The organism is Mesorhizobium sp. P3_A10, from assembly GCF_056403175.1.
Map to the genome: position 1 here is coordinate 169,558 of NZ_JBFUFZ010000001.1, position 17,676 is coordinate 187,233.

General features: G+C 62.9%; 18 protein-coding genes. 5 read left to right on the forward strand and 13 right to left on the reverse strand.

Features of this window, described 5'->3' with window-relative positions; translation table 11 throughout:
- Window positions 1-153 precede the first annotated feature (153 nt).
- Entirely contained in the window at window positions 154-738 is a 585-nt protein-coding gene (tmpB, locus tag AC1DXU_RS00835; protein ID WP_477363117.1) for a (R)-1-hydroxy-2-trimethylaminoethylphosphonate oxygenase, read from the reverse strand.
- A complete protein-coding gene (gene tmpA / locus AC1DXU_RS00840; protein ID WP_477363120.1) occupies window positions 735-1,886 on the reverse strand; it encodes a 2-trimethylaminoethylphosphonate dioxygenase in 1,152 nt (383 codons plus the stop codon). The genes tmpB and tmpA overlap by 4 nt, the downstream gene beginning before the upstream one ends.
- A 96-nt stretch (window positions 1,887-1,982) precedes the next feature.
- Between tmpA and AC1DXU_RS00845 the strand changes: the two genes are divergently transcribed.
- Complete coding sequence (locus AC1DXU_RS00845) at window positions 1,983-2,882, forward strand: LysR family transcriptional regulator (RefSeq protein ID WP_477363123.1); 900 nt, start codon at window positions 1,983-1,985, stop codon at window positions 2,880-2,882.
- Window positions 2,883-3,055: 173 nt separating this feature from the next.
- Window positions 3,056-4,858, forward strand: a complete 1,803-nt coding sequence (locus AC1DXU_RS00850) for an NAD(P)-binding domain-containing protein (RefSeq protein WP_477363126.1) — start codon at window positions 3,056-3,058, stop codon at window positions 4,856-4,858.
- Window positions 4,859-4,920: 62 nt separating this feature from the next.
- Here AC1DXU_RS00850 and AC1DXU_RS00855 read toward each other — a convergent pair whose 3' ends face one another.
- Genes AC1DXU_RS00855 through AC1DXU_RS00865 form a run of 3 tightly spaced genes read right to left on the reverse strand, consistent with a single transcriptional unit; the run spans window position 4,921 to window position 6,351 of the window.
- Window positions 4,921-5,448 carry a GNAT family N-acetyltransferase gene (locus tag AC1DXU_RS00855; RefSeq protein WP_477363129.1) on the reverse strand — a complete coding sequence of 176 codons (528 nt, stop codon included), beginning with the start codon at window positions 5,446-5,448 and terminating at the stop codon, window positions 4,921-4,923.
- A 23-nt stretch (window positions 5,449-5,471) separates the two neighbouring features.
- Window positions 5,472-5,780, reverse strand: coding sequence for a hypothetical protein (locus AC1DXU_RS00860; protein WP_477312056.1), 309 nt, complete (start codon window positions 5,778-5,780; stop codon window positions 5,472-5,474).
- Window positions 5,781-5,784: 4 nt separating this feature from the next.
- Window positions 5,785-6,351: a helix-turn-helix domain-containing protein gene (locus AC1DXU_RS00865; protein WP_477363132.1), complete on the reverse strand. Its 567-nt coding sequence runs from the start codon at window positions 6,349-6,351 to the stop codon at window positions 5,785-5,787.
- A 152-nt stretch (window positions 6,352-6,503) separates the two neighbouring features.
- On the opposite strand from AC1DXU_RS00865, the gene AC1DXU_RS00870 reads away from it, so the two are divergent.
- Window positions 6,504-8,330 carry an ATP-binding protein gene (locus AC1DXU_RS00870; RefSeq protein WP_477363135.1) on the forward strand — a complete coding sequence of 609 codons (1,827 nt, stop codon included), beginning with the start codon at window positions 6,504-6,506 and terminating at the stop codon, window positions 8,328-8,330.
- A gap of 226 nt (window positions 8,331-8,556) precedes the next feature.
- Here AC1DXU_RS00870 and AC1DXU_RS00875 read toward each other — a convergent pair whose 3' ends face one another.
- Together AC1DXU_RS00875 and miaA are read right to left on the reverse strand one after the other, a co-directional pair.
- Complete coding sequence (locus AC1DXU_RS00875; protein ID WP_477312059.1) at window positions 8,557-9,348, reverse strand: GGDEF domain-containing protein; 792 nt, start codon at window positions 9,346-9,348, stop codon at window positions 8,557-8,559.
- 129 nt (window positions 9,349-9,477) lie between these two features.
- A complete protein-coding gene (gene miaA, locus AC1DXU_RS00880) occupies window positions 9,478-10,446 on the reverse strand; it encodes a tRNA (adenosine(37)-N6)-dimethylallyltransferase MiaA (protein ID WP_477365913.1) in 969 nt (322 codons plus the stop codon).
- Between the two features lie 70 nt (window positions 10,447-10,516).
- Here miaA and serB point away from each other — a divergent pair, with 70 nt between their 5' ends.
- Together serB and AC1DXU_RS00890 are read left to right on the forward strand one after the other, a co-directional pair.
- Window positions 10,517-11,338, forward strand: a complete 822-nt coding sequence (gene serB, locus AC1DXU_RS00885) for a phosphoserine phosphatase SerB (protein WP_477365916.1) — start codon at window positions 10,517-10,519, stop codon at window positions 11,336-11,338.
- Between the two features lie 142 nt (window positions 11,339-11,480).
- On the forward strand, window positions 11,481-12,053 hold the full coding sequence (locus AC1DXU_RS00890; RefSeq protein WP_477363138.1) for a GNAT family N-acetyltransferase: 573 nt from the start codon (window positions 11,481-11,483) through the stop codon (window positions 12,051-12,053).
- Window positions 12,054-12,099: 46 nt separating this feature from the next.
- Here the strand turns inward: AC1DXU_RS00890 and AC1DXU_RS00895 are convergent, their stop codons facing one another.
- The 6 genes from AC1DXU_RS00895 to AC1DXU_RS00920 form a co-directional block, all read right to left on the reverse strand.
- On the reverse strand, window positions 12,100-13,617 hold the full coding sequence (locus AC1DXU_RS00895; RefSeq protein ID WP_477312061.1) for a DegQ family serine endoprotease: 1,518 nt from the start codon (window positions 13,615-13,617) through the stop codon (window positions 12,100-12,102).
- Window positions 13,618-13,736: 119 nt separating this feature from the next.
- Window positions 13,737-13,928: a DUF2065 domain-containing protein gene (locus AC1DXU_RS00900; protein WP_477363141.1), complete on the reverse strand. Its 192-nt coding sequence runs from the start codon at window positions 13,926-13,928 to the stop codon at window positions 13,737-13,739.
- Window positions 13,929-13,934: 6 nt separating this feature from the next.
- The gene (hflC, locus tag AC1DXU_RS00905) at window positions 13,935-14,879 is read right to left on the reverse strand and encodes a protease modulator HflC (RefSeq protein ID WP_477363144.1); all 945 of its coding nucleotides are present in this window, start codon (window positions 14,877-14,879) and stop codon (window positions 13,935-13,937) included.
- On the reverse strand, window positions 14,879-15,994 hold the full coding sequence (gene hflK, locus AC1DXU_RS00910) for an FtsH protease activity modulator HflK (RefSeq protein ID WP_477363147.1): 1,116 nt from the start codon (window positions 15,992-15,994) through the stop codon (window positions 14,879-14,881). The genes hflC and hflK overlap by 1 nt, the downstream gene beginning before the upstream one ends.
- Before the next feature lie 146 nt (window positions 15,995-16,140).
- Window positions 16,141-16,659 (reverse strand): dihydrofolate reductase, encoded by a 519-nt coding sequence (locus AC1DXU_RS00915; protein WP_477363150.1) that lies wholly within the window; start codon window positions 16,657-16,659, stop codon window positions 16,141-16,143.
- Entirely contained in the window at window positions 16,659-17,675 is a 1,017-nt protein-coding gene (locus AC1DXU_RS00920; protein ID WP_477363153.1) for a DUF4424 domain-containing protein, read from the reverse strand. The genes AC1DXU_RS00915 and AC1DXU_RS00920 overlap by 1 nt, the downstream gene beginning before the upstream one ends.
- Window position 17,676 lies beyond the last annotated feature (1 nt).

Below are 17,676 nucleotides of genomic sequence, written 5' to 3' on the forward strand. Positions count from 1 at the left end.
TTAGGTGGCCGGGCTCGCCAAGCGAGGTGCCCAGCGGCGCGTCGAGAGTGCTTGCGGCTGGCAGGCGGTCCCGGCAGCCATCCGGTCTATATGGCGTCACTGCGCCTTCCCCATCAAAGCAGAAGCACATGGCTGTTTCGTCCCGGTCCGCTGTCAGGCGCGTTTGCTGAAGTCGCGAACCACCCGCCGCAGCATCGGCACATAGTCGCGGAACGCCCGCGTCTTCATGTTGGCGACCTTGCCGCCCTCGTCCCATATGCGGACCCGCACCGCCTCTTCATGGTACCGGTTCTTGCGGAACTCGGCGACTTCCTCTGCGTTCATCGGCCCGCCCTGCAGCGACAGCGTGTGGACCGAAGCCTGCGACAGCCTTGAGAAATAGGTCGGGTCGGTGGCGCAGAGATAGCGTTTGGCGGACACATGCAGCCTGACGCATTCGACGATGACCGGCGGGAAGAACGGCGCCAGCACCTCGCCACCGGCCTCGTCATGGTGCTTGTCCTCGACATCGTCGGGCGAATAGGTGCCGAACTCGCTGGTGTAGTGGCCGATGTCGTGCAGCAGGGCCGCCGCGACCAGCACGTCGGGCGCGCCGTCCTGCTCGGCCAGCCAGGCGCCTTGCAGCATATGCTCGGACATCGTCACCGGCTCACCGAGATAGGACTCGGCGCCGCGCCTTTCAAAGATGTCGGCGATGAATTCGACGATGGTGTCGGTGGTCGGTTGTTGCTTGCTCATTCGGCTGCTTCCTTGAACCCGTGTTCGATCGCGGCAAGGGTCGACAGCAGCCCATCCTTGTCGGCGTAGCACCCTTGCAGCCAGCGCTTGCCGGTTCCCGAAAACGCCTTGCGCGCATGCATGACGCGGGTGTTGTCGACGATGAAGGCCTGTCCCGGTTCGAGCTTGAAGGTCACCTCGAAGGCGGGATCCTCGATCAGTTCGGCGAAACGCCGATAGGCGGAATAGTAGGCTTCCATATCGGCGAACGGCACGTCGGTGGTGGCGGCAAGCGAGCGGTTGTTGAAACGGATGGCGATCAGTTCGCCGTCCGGGCCGAGCTCGATCATCGGTCGCTTCGACTGAAGCCGCACACCCGAGGAGCCGGCATACTCGAACCGGGCCGGACATGAACTCAGCAGACGAAACCCCTCGGGGTTCTCGGCCTGCAACGCGGCGGCAACGGCGAAACCGTCGACGACGCTCGATTCACCGCCCTCGACGGTGTTTTCGATGCAGGCCAAGACCTGCAGCGTCGGCACCGGATCGCGATAGGGATTGTCGGTGTGTGCCTGTAGTCCGAGATTGGTGTAGGCGAGATTGCTCGGGTTGACCTCGGCGCGCACCTCGAACCAGCGCCCGTAATTGGTTTCCCTGATGTAGCCGAACAGGTCGACGACCTTGCACAGCGCTCCGGATTCAGTTGGCAGCCCATCCATCACGGCAAAGCCATAGCTCCTGACCGCCGCCAGCCATCCCGCCAGCACCGCGGGATGGCGAGCCGCCGCGGCATAGCCGGCAAGCGGCAGCGTGTCCTGCATCGTCGCTTTGGTCCAGCGCCGGATGGCCTCGCCGGTCCAGCCTGCCGTGTCGGGCGCCTCACGGTCATAGCTGTTTGCGCTGAGCCACGCCGACGGGAATGTCACCTCCTTGCCTTCGGGCAGGAAACGCAGCCGCAGATCGCCGTGTTCGATCGTGGCTTGGCCGATCCGGGTCTCCGCCGGAATGTCGAGAATGGTGATCAGCCGCTGGCCGTTGCCGGGGCTGCGCGTCTTGTCGTCGAGCGCGTTGTCGCGCAGCCAGATCGCATGGAAACGGGAACGCTTGCCGCCGCTCCAGCCCAGTTCAACTGTTCGCCCGTCGTCGGCAATGTCCACATTGGTCAGCATGATCGGGTTCCCTGCCTGGCTTCCACCCTTGCACCGTGATCCCCGCGCATGCATAATTCAAATTATCATTTTTCGACCTTAGGCCATAGAAATTTTATGACTGGCTTCCGATCAGAGAAACTGCCACCACTGGATTGGCTGCGCAGTTTCGAGGCCGCCGCGCGGCTGTCAAATTTCACTGCCGCCGCCGCCGAGCTCGGCCTCACCCAGGCGGCCGTTAGCCAGCATGTCCGTTCGCTTGAAGATCGGCTCAGACAGCCGCTGTTTATCCGCCTGGCGCGCGGCGTCGAATTGACCCCGGAAGGCGCCGCCTACCTGCCGCATTTGCAATCGGCGTTCGCCGTGATCGGCAACAGCACCCGGGACCTGTTCGAACCCAAGACGATCCAGAGCGTGACGATACGCTCGCCGATTTCGTTTGCCGTGTTGATGATCGCGCCGATCTTGCCTGAAATGGCCAAAACCCTGCCCTTCGTCCAGTTGCAAATCGAGACCATCCACACGCCGGCCGACTATGGCGAACGCTCCGGCGTGCTCGACATCCGCTTCGGCAACGGCTCTTTCGCCGGGCGGCAGGCGGATCGCCTCACCCGCGAGACCTTGATCCCGATGGCGGCGCCCGGCCTTACCAAGGCGCCGGACTGGACCCAGCTGCCGATGCTAAGCGTCGTCGGCGCGCGCGAAATGTGGGGTGAATGGTTCGCCGCCGCCCGCATGACGCCAGCGATCGGCCCCATGCACAAATTCGACAGTTTCGTCACTGCGCTGGAGGCGGCAAAACACGGCGCCGGCATAGTGCTCGGCTCACGCCCGCTGGCCGACGCGGCACTTGGCGACGGATCGCTCGTGACCCTGTCTGACTTCGCCCTGTCGAGCGGCGCCGGCCACTATCTGACCGCACCTTCCGGCGCCCATCTCAGCCGTGCTGAAGACGATGTCCGCCACTGGTTCGCGACAGTGTTTGCTCAACGCATGAGCGATCGCCCCTCACATTGATCCGGCAGGGTCAGTCTCCCTCGATTTTCCCGATAAGCCGCTGAAAACGCGCCAAACTATTTGACGACGTGACGCGGCGCCTAGTTTGCCGCGATACTGCGCAAGGCCGGACGTCAAGCTCCGGCAGGTTCCGCTCATCCCAAGCGGCTACAAAAAATTGCGGAGGAAACTTGATGCTCGACAAAGCCCCCAACAAGAAGCTTTCCGACCTGCTCGACCACTTCGGCGCGGCACTTGCCGCCGGCGACATCGACAATGCGGTCGCGTGTTTTCAGGAGGATTGCTACTGGCGCGATCTCGTCACCTTCACCTGGAACATCAAGACCATGGAAGGCCGCGACCAGGTGCGCGCCATGCTGATGAGCCAGCTGGCGAAGACAAAACCATCGAATTGGGAAATTGCCAAAGGCGAAGACGCCAGCGAAAGCGATGGGCTGCTGGAGGGCTGGATCAGCTTCGAAACAGAGGTCGCGCGTGGCTTCGGCCATATCCGGCTCAAGGACGGCAAGATCTGGACGCTGCTCACCACCATGGTCGAGCTGAAAGGCCATGAGGAACCGGCCGGCTTCGACCGCCCGCTCGGCGCCAAGCATGGTCACGGCAAGAACCGTCCAACCTGGAAGGAGGAGCGCGAGAAGGAGGCCGCCGAGCTCGGCTTCAAGACGCAGCCCCATACGCTGATCATCGGCGGCGGCCAGGGCGGCATCGCGCTCGGCGCCCGGCTGCGGCAGCTCGGCGTTCCCACAATCATCGTCGAAAAGAACGAGCGCGCCGGCGACAGCTGGCGCAAGCGCTACAAGTCGCTCTGCCTGCATGACCCGGTCTGGTACGACCATCTGCCCTATATCGATTTCCCCAGGAACTGGCCGGTCTTCGCGCCCAAGGACAAGATCGGCGATTGGCTGGAAATGTACGCCAAGGTCATGGAGCTGAATTACTGGTCCTCGACCGAAGCCAAAAGCGCTGTCTATGACGACAAGAAGAAGGAATGGACGGTCGTCGTCCATCGTGACGGCAATGACATCGTGCTGAAGCCGAAGCAGCTGGTGCTGGCCACCGGTCAATCTGGCAAGGCCAATCTGCCGAAATTCAAGGGCATGGAGAACTTCAAGGGCGATCAGCACCACTCCTCGAAACACCCCGGCCCCGACGCCTATGCCGGCAAGAAGGCTGTTGTCATCGGCTCCAACAATTCCGCCCACGACATCGCTGCCGCACTTTGGGAAGCCGGCGCCGATGTCACCATGGTGCAGCGCTCGACCACCCATATCGCCAGATCCGACACGCTGATGGAAATCGGCCTGGGGTCGCTCTATTCGGAAAAGGCGGTGCAGAGCGGCATGACCACAGCCAAGGCCGACCTCATCTTTGCCTCCTTGCCCTACAAGATCCTGCACGAATTCCAGATCCCGGCCTATGCCGAGATGAAGAAGCGTGACGCCGAGTTCTACAAGGGTCTGGAACAGGCCGGCTTCATGCTCGACTGGGGCGACGACGAGTCCGGCCTGTTCATGAAATATCTGCGGCGCGGCTCAGGCTATTATATCGATGTCGGCGCGTCGGACCTCATCATCGACGGTTCGATCAAGCTGAAAAGCGGTGTCGACGTCAACGAGATCAAGGAGCATTCGGTGCTGCTCAGCGACGGCTCGGAATTGCCGGCGGATCTCATCGTCTACGCCACCGGCTATGGCTCGATGAATGGTTGGGCGGCCGACCTGATCTCCAGGGACGTCGCCGACAAGGTCGGCAAATGCTGGGGCCTCGGTTCCAACACCACCAAGGATCCAGGCCCGTGGGAAGGCGAACTGCGCAACATGTGGAAGCCGACGCAACAGGAGGCGCTCTGGTTCCACGGCGGCAATCTGCACCAGTCACGCCACTATTCGCAGTTCCTGTCGCTGCAGTTGAAGGCGCGCCATGAAGGCATCGCGACGCCGGTCTACGGCCTGCAGCAGGTGCATCACAAGGGTTAGACCATGATCCCGAAAAGTGGGACCCGGTTTTCGGAAAGGATCATGGTCAAACAAGAAAAGCGTCACCGAGACTGGCCGATGCGCTTCCAGTAAATGAGCGTGCCGGTCAGCCCGCCATGCGGCTTCAAGGCATAGTCCGGTATTTCGCCGGTGAGCGTGAAGCCAAGTCTCTCGTAGAGACCGGAAGCACCCTCATCGCTCGCTGTGTCCAGCACCAGCAAACTGCGGCCTTTCTCCACCGCAAGGTCTTCGGCGGCCCGCATCAGGCGGGTCGCAATGCCTTTGCCGCGATGGTCGACACGGGTCATCAGCTTGGCGATCTCGGCCCGGTGCGGCTGGTTGGGTGGGAAGTCGAGCAGCAAGGTCACGGTGCCGACGAGAGTATCGTCCTGCCACGCGCCCAGCACTGCTCTCTCACCCCTCTCTGCAGCCATGAGAGACTTGTCCCAAAAGGCTCCCGCCGCTTGCCTCGACAACGGATGCATGAAGCTGACCGATCCACCGGCTGCAACCGTCTCGATCAGCATGTCGACCAACATTTCATGCGTCGCGGCAGCGCCGGTCAGAGCTTTGATTTCGATGGAGCCCATGCGTGCCATATCCCTTGCCGTCCTCAATCCAGACGACTGACCCGGCGTCGCTTTCGCGTCGCCTTGATCGCAGCGATGCGATCGGTGTCCTGCGGCTGCAGATGCAGCCCGCGTTCGAGGATTTCGAGCGTGTACTCCTCATAGGTCAGGCCCAGCCGCTCAGCCTTTTCCATCCGCATCAGCATCACTTCGCGGCTCGGCGCCTTCCACGCCTTGGCGTGCGCGGCCTGCCAAGCGAGGAAGATGTAAGGGTCGCCCTTGCCCCATGGCGGCCCTTTGTAGTCGTCGAGCGGCGGCCCTCCATTGTCGGAGCGTTTGGGACGGCGTGCCATGCGTTCAGCCCCTGACCAGCGCGACCAGATAGTCGGCGGCGTCCGGCCCGACAGCGTGGAAGGTGCAGTCGGACGGCGCCCCGAGCGCCAGGCAGTCGCCAGGCTCGAGATTGTGCACGACGTCGCCCTCGGTGAATTCAAGCCGGCCGGAGATCAACCACATCTGCTGTTTGATGAAGGCGTAGGATGCCGCCGGAAAGCTTACCCTGGCGCCGGCCGGCAACTGCACCCTGACCAGCTCGAGCGGCATGTCCGACACCGGCGATAAATGCCGGCGGACATAGCCAGTGGCGGGATCGCGCCACAGCGGCTGGTCGCTTTCGCGAAGCAGGCCGCCGCCTTGCAGTTCCGCCCGCGCGATGAGCGTCGAAAGCGTCATGCCGAAAGCTGCCGCGATGCGCACGAGCAATGCCGCGGTCGGGCTCGTCTTGCCGCGTTCTATTGTACTCAGCATGGCTTTCGACACATCGGAACGGTCGGCGAGCTCAGCCAGGGACCAGTCCCGCAAGGTCCTTTCGGCGTGTATTCTTCGGCCGATGGTCGAGGAGATATCATTCGTTATATCAGTCATTCGTCCAATATATCGAATTTATGAGGCAAGAAAAGAGGTCGATCGAGTCAATTTTCACTGATCGCTTAACGCCACCTACACCATCCGACCACACCCCACCTTAACCCCATCTGCGTAGGGTCGACGCTCAGGGAAATGGGGATCGGCTATTGATGTTCGTCGAACGCGAAGCCTCTGTCGGAGAACCGACATCGCAGGAGCGCCGCCAAGCGGAGCAGAACGACAAGCGCATTCTGGGCAATGTCGTGCAATGCGATGGCGCGCGCGCCACCATCAGCGCCTATGCCGACGACATCGAGGGCGCCATAACCGGCCTGTGGACGGTCGGCAAGATGATCTCCATCAATCTCGGCACGTCGCGAACCGTCGGCCTGGTCTATGAGATCGGCAAGTCGGATCGTGCCTGGAGCAATGAGGGCCAGAACCCGATCGAGGTCAGCGTCGAGCTTATCGGCGAGGTCCGCGACGGCGCCGAGCCCGGCGCCAAACCGATTTTCGACCGCGGCATCACCACCTATCCGCATATCGGCGCCATTGCCCACCGCATCCGCAGCCGCGACCTACAGGCGGTCTACGATCTCGCCGGGCGTCATTCGATCACCATCGGCACTCTGTCGCAGGACGAGGCGATCGACGCCAACATCGCCATCGACGATACGCTGGCGCGCCATTTCGCCATTGTCGGCACCACCGGCGTCGGCAAATCCACCGCCGTCTCGCTGCTGTTGCGCAAGTCGATCGCCGCCCGGCCCGACCTGCGCATCCTCATTCTCGATCCGCACAATGAATTCGCGGCCTCGCTGCCCGAATACTGCGTCAGGGTCGATTCAAAGACACTGGACCTGCCCTTCTGGATGTTCAGGCTCGAGGAATTCGCCGAAGTGCTGTTTCGCGGCCGCGAGACCGTGCCGGAGGAAGTCGACGTCCTGCGTGACCTGATCCCGGCCGCCAAGAACCTGTACCGCAATCCGAATTCCGGCGCCTACATCAAGCGTGGCAGCGATGCGCTGACCGCGGACACACCTGTGCCCTATCGCATGGTCGATCTCATCAAGCAGATCGACGAGCGCATGGGGTTGCTGGAAAGCAAGAACGACCGCCCCACGCTGAAATCGCTGAAGACGCGCATCGAATCGGCGGCATCCGATCCGCGCTACCGCTTCATGTTCAATTCGCGCCTGATCGAGGACACCATCCACGAGACGATCGGCAACATCTTCCGCGTGCCGCATCACGGCCGGCCGGTGACCTGCTTCGAGATGGCGGGCATGCCGTCCGAAGTGGTCAACTCCGTTTGTTCGGTGCTGGCGCGCCTGGCCTTCGACCTTGCTCTGTGGAGCGAAGGACGGCTGAAGCTGCTCCTGCTGTGCGAGGAAGCCCACCGCTACATGCCGGCCGATCCTCGCCTTGGCTTCGCGCCGACCCGGCACGCGCTGTCGCGCATCGCCAAGGAAGGCCGCAAATATGGCTGCTATCTCGGTGTCGTCACCCAGCGCCCTGGCGAACTCGACCCAACCATCCTGTCGCAGTGCTCGACTTTCTTTGCCATGCGGCTGGCCAATGAACAGGATCAGGCGATCATCCGCTCGGCGATCGCCGATTCCTCGGCCTCGACGCTGGCGTTCCTGTCGTCCATGGGCCAGCGCGAAGCCATCGCCTTCGGTGAAGGCGTAGCGACCACCATGCGGCTGAAATTCGAGAAACTGTCACAAGAACTGATCCCCGGCACCGCCAAGCGTGATGACCTGGAGTCCGAAACCGGCGGCGATGTCGATCTCGCCGCGATCGTCGAACGGCTGCGCAACGTGCCAAAGGCGCAATCTGCGATGGCCTTTGCTGAAGTCGTCGATTCGGGCCGGCAGGCCGGCGATCCCGACTACCGCAAGCCGCCCGCGACACGCATCCAGCCGGACGACGATTTCGACTTGCGCTACGGCCTCAAGCCCGCAACCTTCGGCCTGCGCCCGCAGAACGACTGAGCCTAAGGCTCGACATCATCCTGCCGACCGATCGAGAAGCCACGTCAAGCATCCAAGGGCTCTGCTTCGTTGGCTCGCTTGGGTAAATCCCGTCAAGGAATTCGTCAGGCTGAGTCGGATGGCGTCGTTTTCGAGAACCGGAGCGGAGCGGACATTTAAGTCCGTGAGCACCGGAAGCGCAGAAAACGGCGCCAGGCGGCCAGCATCACGAATTCAATGACGGGATTTAGGCGGAGACGCGATTGCGTCCTTGCCGTTTGGCTTCATAGAGCTGGCGATCGGCGCGGCGGTAAAAATCCTCGGCCGTTTCCTTGCGGTCCCAGACCGCCAGGCCGACACTGGTGGTGACCTTCAGGCGGACATTGCCCGACAGCACCGACATGTTGGCAACCGCCTTGCGGATGCGCTCGGCGAATTTGGCCAGAAGCTCGGCGTCCATATTGGGCGTGACCACTGCGAACTCCTCGCCACCCAGCCGCGCCACCACATCGTGATAGCGTGTGATGCCCTTCAGGCAACCGGCAACGGCTCTCAGCACCTCATCGCCGACATCGTGGCCATGGGTGTCGTTGACCTGCTTGAAATGGTCGAGGTCGAGGATCATCAGCCCGACGGGCTTTTCGATGCGGCGGAATTCCTCGAGATATTCCTTTAGCGCATCGTCGAAATAGCGCCGGTTCTGCATACCCGTCAGGCCGTCGGTCAGCGCTGCATGCTCCAACGAATCCGAACGGGCGCTGAGCGAGACCGTCATGGCGCGCAGCTTGCCCTCTTCCGCAGCCTGCCTGCGGATCATCGGATAGATGAAGAAAATACCGAAGAACAATGCGGTCGCCAGAAGCACGCCGGTCGCCAGCAACAGCTTGTTGAGATAGGCGATCTCCTCGGCCTTTGAAGGCGTATGGACCTCCTCGGCAAAGGCTTGCAGAAGTCCATAGGCATGAAGCGTCACCAGGCCCGCGGCGAGGATCACGAAGATAAAGACGAAAAATGCGGATTCCGCCTTGTGGAAACGCATCTGCTCCCCGTTGGAAAAGTGCCCGCAGACCTTATCGCATGCAGGGCCTTACGGAGCGTTAATTAGGACAACCTCGACGGGAAATCTACAATTAACGTCAACTTTTAAGATTGGCTGGGAAGCGTGCGCTCAGATGGCGATTTCCGAGATATCGCCGGGCAGCAATCTGCGCCATTGCGAGCCCAACTGGTGCCTGAACCAGGTCGTCTGCCGCTTGGCATATTGCCGTGTCGCGATCTTGGCCCGTTCGATGGCCTCGGCAAAGCTCATATCTCCGGCCATCGCCGCCTGCAGTTCGCGCACGCCGATCGCCTTCATCGCCGGCATATCAGGATCGAGGCCGAGCGCCGCCAGTTGCTTGACCTCATCCAGCGCACCCTGGTCGAGCATGCGGTCGAACCGCGCCTCGATGCGTTCCACCAGGGCCGCCCGGTCCGGCTCGATGACCAGGAATCTTGCGCTGTCGCGGTCGATCAGCGGCCGGCCGCGCGCCGCCTGCCATTCCCGGATGGAGCGGCCCGACGCGTCGAGCACTTCGAGCGCGCGCACGATGCGCTGACCGTCGGTCGGCTTCAGCGTCATGGCAACCGCCGAATCCTCATGCAGCAGGATGCGGTGCAGCTTGGCCGAGCCTTGCTCCTTGAGTTCGTAGCGCCAACGGTCGCGGACCGACTGCGGAATATCCGGCATTTCCGAAATGCCTTCCGCCAGCGCCCGGAAATAAAGCCCGGTGCCACCGACGAAAATCACTGGCCGTTCGAAGAACGTGCCATCTGGGCGCCCGGAAAGCGTCCCGTCGTCGATCAGCTTCATCACGTCGCGCAGCCAGGCACCGGTGGAGTAGGCGGTGGATGGAGGAACGTGGCCGTAAAGAAAGTGCGGCGCGCGGGCGAGTTCGGCTGCACGCGGCCGCGCCGTCAGTACGTCGAGCACCGAATAGCCCTGCATGGAATCGGTGTTGACGATGACCCCGCCCTTGCGCTCGGCGATATCGAGCGCCAGCGCCGACTTGCCGCTGGCGGTTGGCCCGGCTATCAGGATCGCGTTCTTCACGCGGCCCTCGCCCGCCTGCTCGCCGGAATTTTCAATGCCCCCGATCTCCACACGCTTGATCGCCACGCTTGTGTCCCATCCCGCCCGCCGCTCATTGTCGGCCTCGCTTGCGAATATGGCGTCACGGTCGGCCGGCGCAAGCGCTGTTCGCTGGCTGGCCGAAGGCATCGCTTGCGATCTCGTCCTGCCCGAAGCGGCCAAAGCCGCCGACACGACCGCCAGCCTGCGCGCCGCGCTGGCTTCCGAACCGGTCGACCTGATCGTCCAGCAAGCTGACGGCAGGCGAAAAAAGATTCTCATCGCCGACATGGATTCGACCATGATCGACCAGGAGTGCATCGACGAGCTCGCCGATGAGATCGGCGTCAAGGATCGCGTCGCCGCCATCACGGCGCGCTCGATGAATGGCGAGATCGCTTTCGAACCGGCTCTGCGCGAGCGGGTGGCGTTGCTGAAAGGTCTCGACGCCGCCGTGGTCGACCGCATCATCGCCAATCGCCTGACACTGGCCTCCGGCGGCCGCGCCCTTGTCCAGACGATGCGCGCCAATGGCGCCTGGACAGCCCTTGTGTCCGGTGGCTTCGAAATCTTCACCTCTCGCATCGCCGCCATGCTCGGTTTTCAGGAAAACCGCGCCAACCGCCTGATCGAGGAGAGCGGCCGCTTTGCCGGGCTGGTCGCCGAGCCGATCCTTGGCCGCGCCGCCAAGGCCGACGCGCTCCTCGAAATCTCGGCCCGCCTCGGTCTGGCGCCTGCCGATGCCATCGCCGTCGGCGACGGCGCCAACGATCTCGACATGATCCGCCTGGCAGGCACCGGTGTCGCCCTGCATGCCAAGCCCACGGTTGCGGCGGAGGCCAAGGTGCGCATCGACCATGCCGACCTGACCGCGCTGCTCTACCTCCAGGGTTATCGGCAAGACGAGTTTGTCTTGTGAGGCCTGTTAAGAATTCGCTCCGGCGAGACAGGTGACGTAGCTGTCGAGAACCGGAGCGGAGCGGACATTTGGTCCGTGAGCACCGGAAGCGCAGAAAGCTGCGTCAGATGTCCGCCGGAGTAGAATTATCAAGAGGTCTCCAATGAAGCCGATCCGAACCGAACGCCTCATCCTGCGCAACTGGGAAGATCGCGACCGCGAACTGTTCCATCGCATCAATTCGGACGAACAGGTGATGGAGTTCTTTCCGTTTCGCCGTGACCGTGCCGAGACGGATGCCAAGATGGACGAATTTCGGGGCTGGATCGCCGAGGACGGCTTTGGTTTTGCCGCCGCCGAGATTGCCGCGACAGGCGAATGCATTGGCTTTGTCGGCCTCTTAGAGACCGATCACGTGCCGTCCATGCCTTCCGATACGATCGAGATCGGCTGGCGGCTGGCGCCGGAATTCTGGGGCAACGGTTACGTCACCGAGGCCTCCGAAGCCTGGCTCACCTTTGGCTTCGAAACGCTTGACCGCGACGAAATCGTCTCCTTCGCCGTCGCGGCCAACCGCCGCTCGACGGCCGTCATGGAGCGTCTTGGCATGAGCGCCGATCCATCGAGAGACTTCGATCATCCCGACATCCCGGACAGCCACCCCCATCTCAAGCGGCATGTCCTCTACCGGCTGTCGCGCAACGACTGGCAGGCAAGAAAAAAGGCGGCTGGGTAGCCGCCTTTTTCATATCAAGATCAGAGCGTTACTGGCCCTTCCGGATTCAATCCATCCGGATGGTCACGAACCGCAACTCGCCGGTCTTCGACGCCAGCATCAAAAGCGCGTTCTTGCGCCCCTGCTCTTTCAGTGCGCCGATCCGGTCCATGACGTCCTTGGGCGTGGCAACCGATTCCTGGGCGATCTCGGTGATCACCTCGCCGGCCTGGATGCCGCGTTCGGCGGCCGCCGAATCCTTGGTGACGTCGGTGATGACGACGCCGGAGACATCGGCGGCGATGCCGAATTTGGTGCGCGTCTCGTCGTTGAGTTCGCCGACGGTCATGCCGAGCACCGAAGCCGTCGAAACCGCCGGCGCCTTGTCGCCGCCCTTGTCCTCGTCGGTGGTGCCGTCTTCGCCGCTGGCGAGCTTCTCGCCGTCCTCAAGCCGGCCAAGCGTCACTTTCACGGTCTGCTCGACGCCCTTGCGCACGATGATCACGTCGACCGCCTTGCCGACCGGGCTTTCCGCCACGACACGCGGCAGATCGCGCATTTCATGAATGTCCTTGCCGTCGAACTTGATGATGACGTCGCCGGCCAGGATGGTGCCGTTGTCGACCGGTCCGCCCTTGATGACACCGGCGACCAGCGCACCCTTGGCCGTCGCCATGCCGAGGCTTTCGGCGATGTCGTCTGTCACCGGCTGGATGCGCACGCCAAGCCAGCCGCGCCGCGTCTCGCCGAACTGGCGAAGTTGGTCGACGACGCCCGAAGCAAGCTGCGAGGGAATCGAGAAGCCGATGCCGATCGAGCCACCCGACGGCGAGATGATCGCCGTGTTGATGCCGATGACCTCGCCCGAGCTGTTGAACAGCGGTCCGCCGGAATTGCCGCGATTGATCGCTGCATCGGTCTGGATGAAATCGTCATAGGGTCCCGAATTGATGTCGCGGTTGCGCGCCGAGACGATGCCGACCGTCACAGTGCCGCCGAGGCCGAACGGATTGCCGATCGCCATCACCCAGTCGCCGACACGCATCTTGTTGGAATCGCCGAACTTCACCGCTGTCAGCTTGTGCCCCTTCGGATCGACCTTCAGCACGGCAACGTCGGTCTTGGTGTCGGTGCCGACCAGCGTCGCCTTCAGCGTGATGCCATCGGAGAAATTCACCTCGATGTCGTCGGCGTCGGCAATGACGTGGTTGTTGGTCACCACGATGCCTTGCTCGGCATCGACCACGAAGCCGGAACCCAGCGACTGCACTTTCTGCGCGCCGCCATCCTTGTCGCCGCCACGGTTCTTGAAGAAATCGTCGAAGAAATCCTGGAAGGGCGAGCCCTCGGGAAGCTGAGGCATCGGCACCGCGCCCGGGCCTTCCGTGCCCTTCACCGTCTGCGAGGTCGAAATGTTGACCACCGCGCCAAGCAGGCCCTCGGCAAGGTCGGCGACCGAAGCAGGCCCGTCCGCGGCCACTGTCGGAGTCACGAAGGACGGGACGGCAACGGCGCCGACGAGAAGTGCGGCTGCGCCGGCGATGAACGTCCGCCTCGCTGCGCGCAGAAGGGTGTTGGATGTCATCGAGAAGCCTCCCGGTGTTTGAAAAAGTAAAGCGCGTCGGCAAATGCCGCGTCGCGCCATGTTGGCAAAAAATACGGCACGTTTGCGGCTATGACTACCGGCAGAGGATAAATCCTCCGTTACAGCCAGCCACGCGCCAGCCAGACGATGCCGACACCGATGGCGATCGCGGCCAGCCCGGCAATGCGCAGCGCATTCTCCGGCATCGACAGCACCTCACCAGCAAGTTTTTTGGCGAGGTTCGGAAACCCGCCATAGACCAGGCCCTCGATGACGAGGACCAGGCCTATTGCCGCGAGGAAATCCTGCACCGGCCGCTACTGGCCGGTGCTTGGCTGTGTTGCCGGTGCAGCGGGAGCTGCCGGCGGCGCCGTCGGTGCTGCCTTGCCGTCGGGGTCGCGGAAGAAGCGGAAGAACTCCGAGTTCGGCGACAGCACCATCGTGGTGCCGCTATTGTCCAGTGCCGTGCCATAGGCGCTCATCGACCGATAGAAATCGAAGAAGGCCGGATCGCGTTTGTAGGCATCGGCGAAGGTGGCGCTGCGCTGGGCTTCACCCTCACCGCGCAGGATCTCCGATTCCTTCTGCGCCTCGGCAACGATCTCCACCACCTCGCGGTCGGCGCGGGCGGTGATGCGCTGCGCGGCCTCTTTGCCGCGCGCCCTGAGCCGCTCGGCCTCGGCCAGACGTTCGGCCTTCATGCGGTCGAATGTCTGCTGCGAAACCTCGGCCGTCAGGTCGGTCCGGCGGATGCGCACATCCTCGATCTGCAGGCCGAGCGAGGTGGCGTCGGGCCTGAGCTGATCGCGCACTTCGCGCATCATCACCGCACGCTCTTCCGAGAGCGCCGCCTCGAAGTCGCGCAGACCGTAGACACGGCGCAGTGCCGCATCGAGACGCGTCCGCAACCGAGCCTCGGCCAGTCCGATCTGACCGGATACGGCGGCGCGGAACACCCGCGGATCCGAGATACGGTAGGCGATGAAAGCATCGACCTCATAGAACTTGCCGCCCGAAACCTGGACGCGGATGTTATCGAGATCGAAGCGCAGCACCCGGTTTTCGATCAGCTGCACGCTGTCGGCATCGAAGAAGGCGAAAGGCGCCTTGAAATAGATGCCGGGCTCATTCTTGACGTCGACGATCTCGCCGAAGCGCAGCACCAGCGCCTGCTGGCGTGCGTTGACGACAAAGACCGACGAATAGATCAGGAACAGGATGACCGCGGCGACGACCGCGAGGATGGGGAGACGGTTGGCCATCACTGGGCTGCTCCCGTGGTCGCACCCAGGACAGAAGGCGCCGGCGCCTTCTGTTGCAATGCCGGCAGCGGCAAATAGGGAACGACCCCTTGCCCGTTGCCCTGTTCGACGATGACCTTGTTTGAGTCTTTCAGGACCCTCTCCATGGTTTCCAGATAAAGCCGCTTGCGCGTCACATCCGGCGCCTTGGCGTATTCGTCATAGACCGAGATGAAGCGCTGCGCCTCGCCTTCGGCCTCCTGCACGACACGGTTCTTGTAGGCGGCAGCGTCCTCGCGGACCTGCGCCGCCGCGCCGCGCGCCTGGCCCAGCTTCTGGTTGGAATACTGGTTGGCCTGCTCGACGAACTTGTCCTCGTCCTGTTCGGCGCGCTGCACCTCGTCGAACGCGTCGGCGACATCGCGCGGCGGCGCCGCGTCCTCGATCGAAACCGCGTTGACGTTCAGGCCGGCCTTGTAGCCGTCCAGCGTCGTCTGGATGATTTCGCGCACCGACGCTGCAATACCTTGGCGGTCATCGCGAAAGATGTCCTGCGCCGGTCGCCGGCCGACGGCTTCGCGCATGGCGCTTTCGGCGACCTGCTGCAGCATGCCTTCGGGATCGGAGACGTCGAACAGATAGGCCCGCGGATCGGAAACCTGGTAGGCCACCGAGAACTGCACGTTGACGATATTCTGGTCGCCCGAAAGCATCAGACCGTTGCCGCTGGTGTTGCCGCCACCGATATCGACGAGCTGCTCGGCGATGTTGGCGGTCTCGACCGTTTCGATCGGCCACCAGTGGAAATGCAGGCCGGGCTGCGAGAGTTCGGCCTTCGGCTTGCCGAAGCGCAACTCCACCGCAACCTCATCGGGCTGCACGGTATAGACCGCCTTGAACGCCCACAGCACGACCAATGCGGCCGCGATCAGTGCGAAGACCGCGGGGCTGGCGCCGCCACCACCCGGCAGTGCGCGCCGGAGCCTGTCCTGGCCGCGCCGGATGATGTCTTCAAGATCGGGAGGCGAGCCCTGCGGACCGCTCGGTCCCTTTGGTCCCTGCCCCCAGGGCCCCTGATTGTTGCCGCCGCCGCCCCATGGGCCGCCGCCACCGCCGCTTTTGTCGTTCCAGGGCATGAATGTCCTTTCGCTTGGAATTCCCTCGGCGCCGGCGTTGCGGCGCAAAATCCAGTAGTTCTTCTATAGGGATGCGCAGGCGCGCTTTCAACGCGATCCGCTGCCGAGCGTGTCCGTTTTGGACCGTTCGCGACCCTTTATCGCCTTCAATGCACGTCGCGGCATCGCTCGTAAACCGAATAGCGCGTCGCATGGCTGTCCTTTTCACCCGCCGGAACGTCCTGCGAACTGACAAGGCGCCACAAATCCGGGTCGATGTCAGGGAAATGCGCGTCGCCATCGACACTGGCCAGGATATGGGTGACATGCAGGCGGTCGGCCAGCGGCAGCGCCTGCGCATAGATCTCGCCGCCGCCGACGACGCAGATCTCGTCGGCGCCGGCCATGCAGCGCCCGCGCACCGTCGCCAGCTTGATTGCCTCGTCGAGCGAATGCGCGATTTCGATACCCTCGGCGCGCCAGACCTTGTCGCGGGTCACCACGATGTTCAGCCTGCCCGGCAATGGCCGGCCGATGCCCTCATAGGTCTTGCGGCCCATGATGATCGGCTTGCCCATCGTGTCGGCCTTGAAGCGCTTGAGATCCGTGGAAAGCCGCCACGGCAAGCCGCCATCGCGCCCGATCACGCCATTCTCGGCGATGGCAACATAGATCGCGATGTCCATCAGCCGCCGTTCCCGCCATCGCTGTCCGACGGATGGAGGATCAGGATGTCGATGTCATGCTCGGGATAGAAATCATTGGCCGTCATCTCGAATGTCGTCGCCCCGACTTTTCTGACGTTATCGCCACAGAACGAGATCAGGGCCTTCGGATTGCCCTTGTCGACGGTCAGCTTGAACTTGCCGATGGTGCCCGCCGCCCAGTTGCCGCCGGTGGTCAGGACATAGGCGATGCGGCTCTCGAAATATTTCGGATAGCCGTCGGGATCGTCCTTGGCCGCCTTGCGCACCGCATTCTCGAAATTGTTGTCCATGCAATAGCGGGGCTTGTAGGCCGCGTACTGGCCCTGGAACTGGCCGTCATAGAAAAAACTGACCGAGGATGTCCCGCCGACGCTCGGCTTGTAGCGGTGGGAAACCTTGACCGCCTTGTTGGCTGGGAAGGTTGAACGCCACCAATAGGTCGAACGCAATTGCCAGAACGGCGCGTAGACGGGTTTCGCGCCTGCATCGTCGTCGGACGAGTCCTGGATGATGATGCCGCGGTTGACCCAGTCGTCGGCAACGGCTGGCGGCAGTTTTGCCAGCGCCGCCTTGGCCGCGTCCCCAAATGGATTGAACGGCACGTTTTGCGCCTTCAAATCGGCGCCGATGTCGATGCCAAGCGCAAACACTTTTTGCTCCAGTTGCGGCTTTGCCGCCACGCCGTCGATCGTCACCTCAAAGCCGAGGAAATTGTCGCTCTGATTTTCAGGGATCGCCGGGCTCTCCTCGGGATCGCCCGAGATGTCGGGCATCGGGAAGGCAACGATCGCGTCGACATCCTTGTCGGTGTTGTTGCGGAAGACATAGTCGACCGTCACCTTTTCCGGCGAGATGTAGAGGTCCTCGCTTTCCATCGCCACCGCGTCGCTGCGCGACAGGATCAGCCCGCCGGTGCCGAGTTCGGCGACCGAATCATTGGCCAATGCAGGTGCGGCAGAAAGCGCCAGCGCCGCGGTCAGGATGGTGCGAAACATG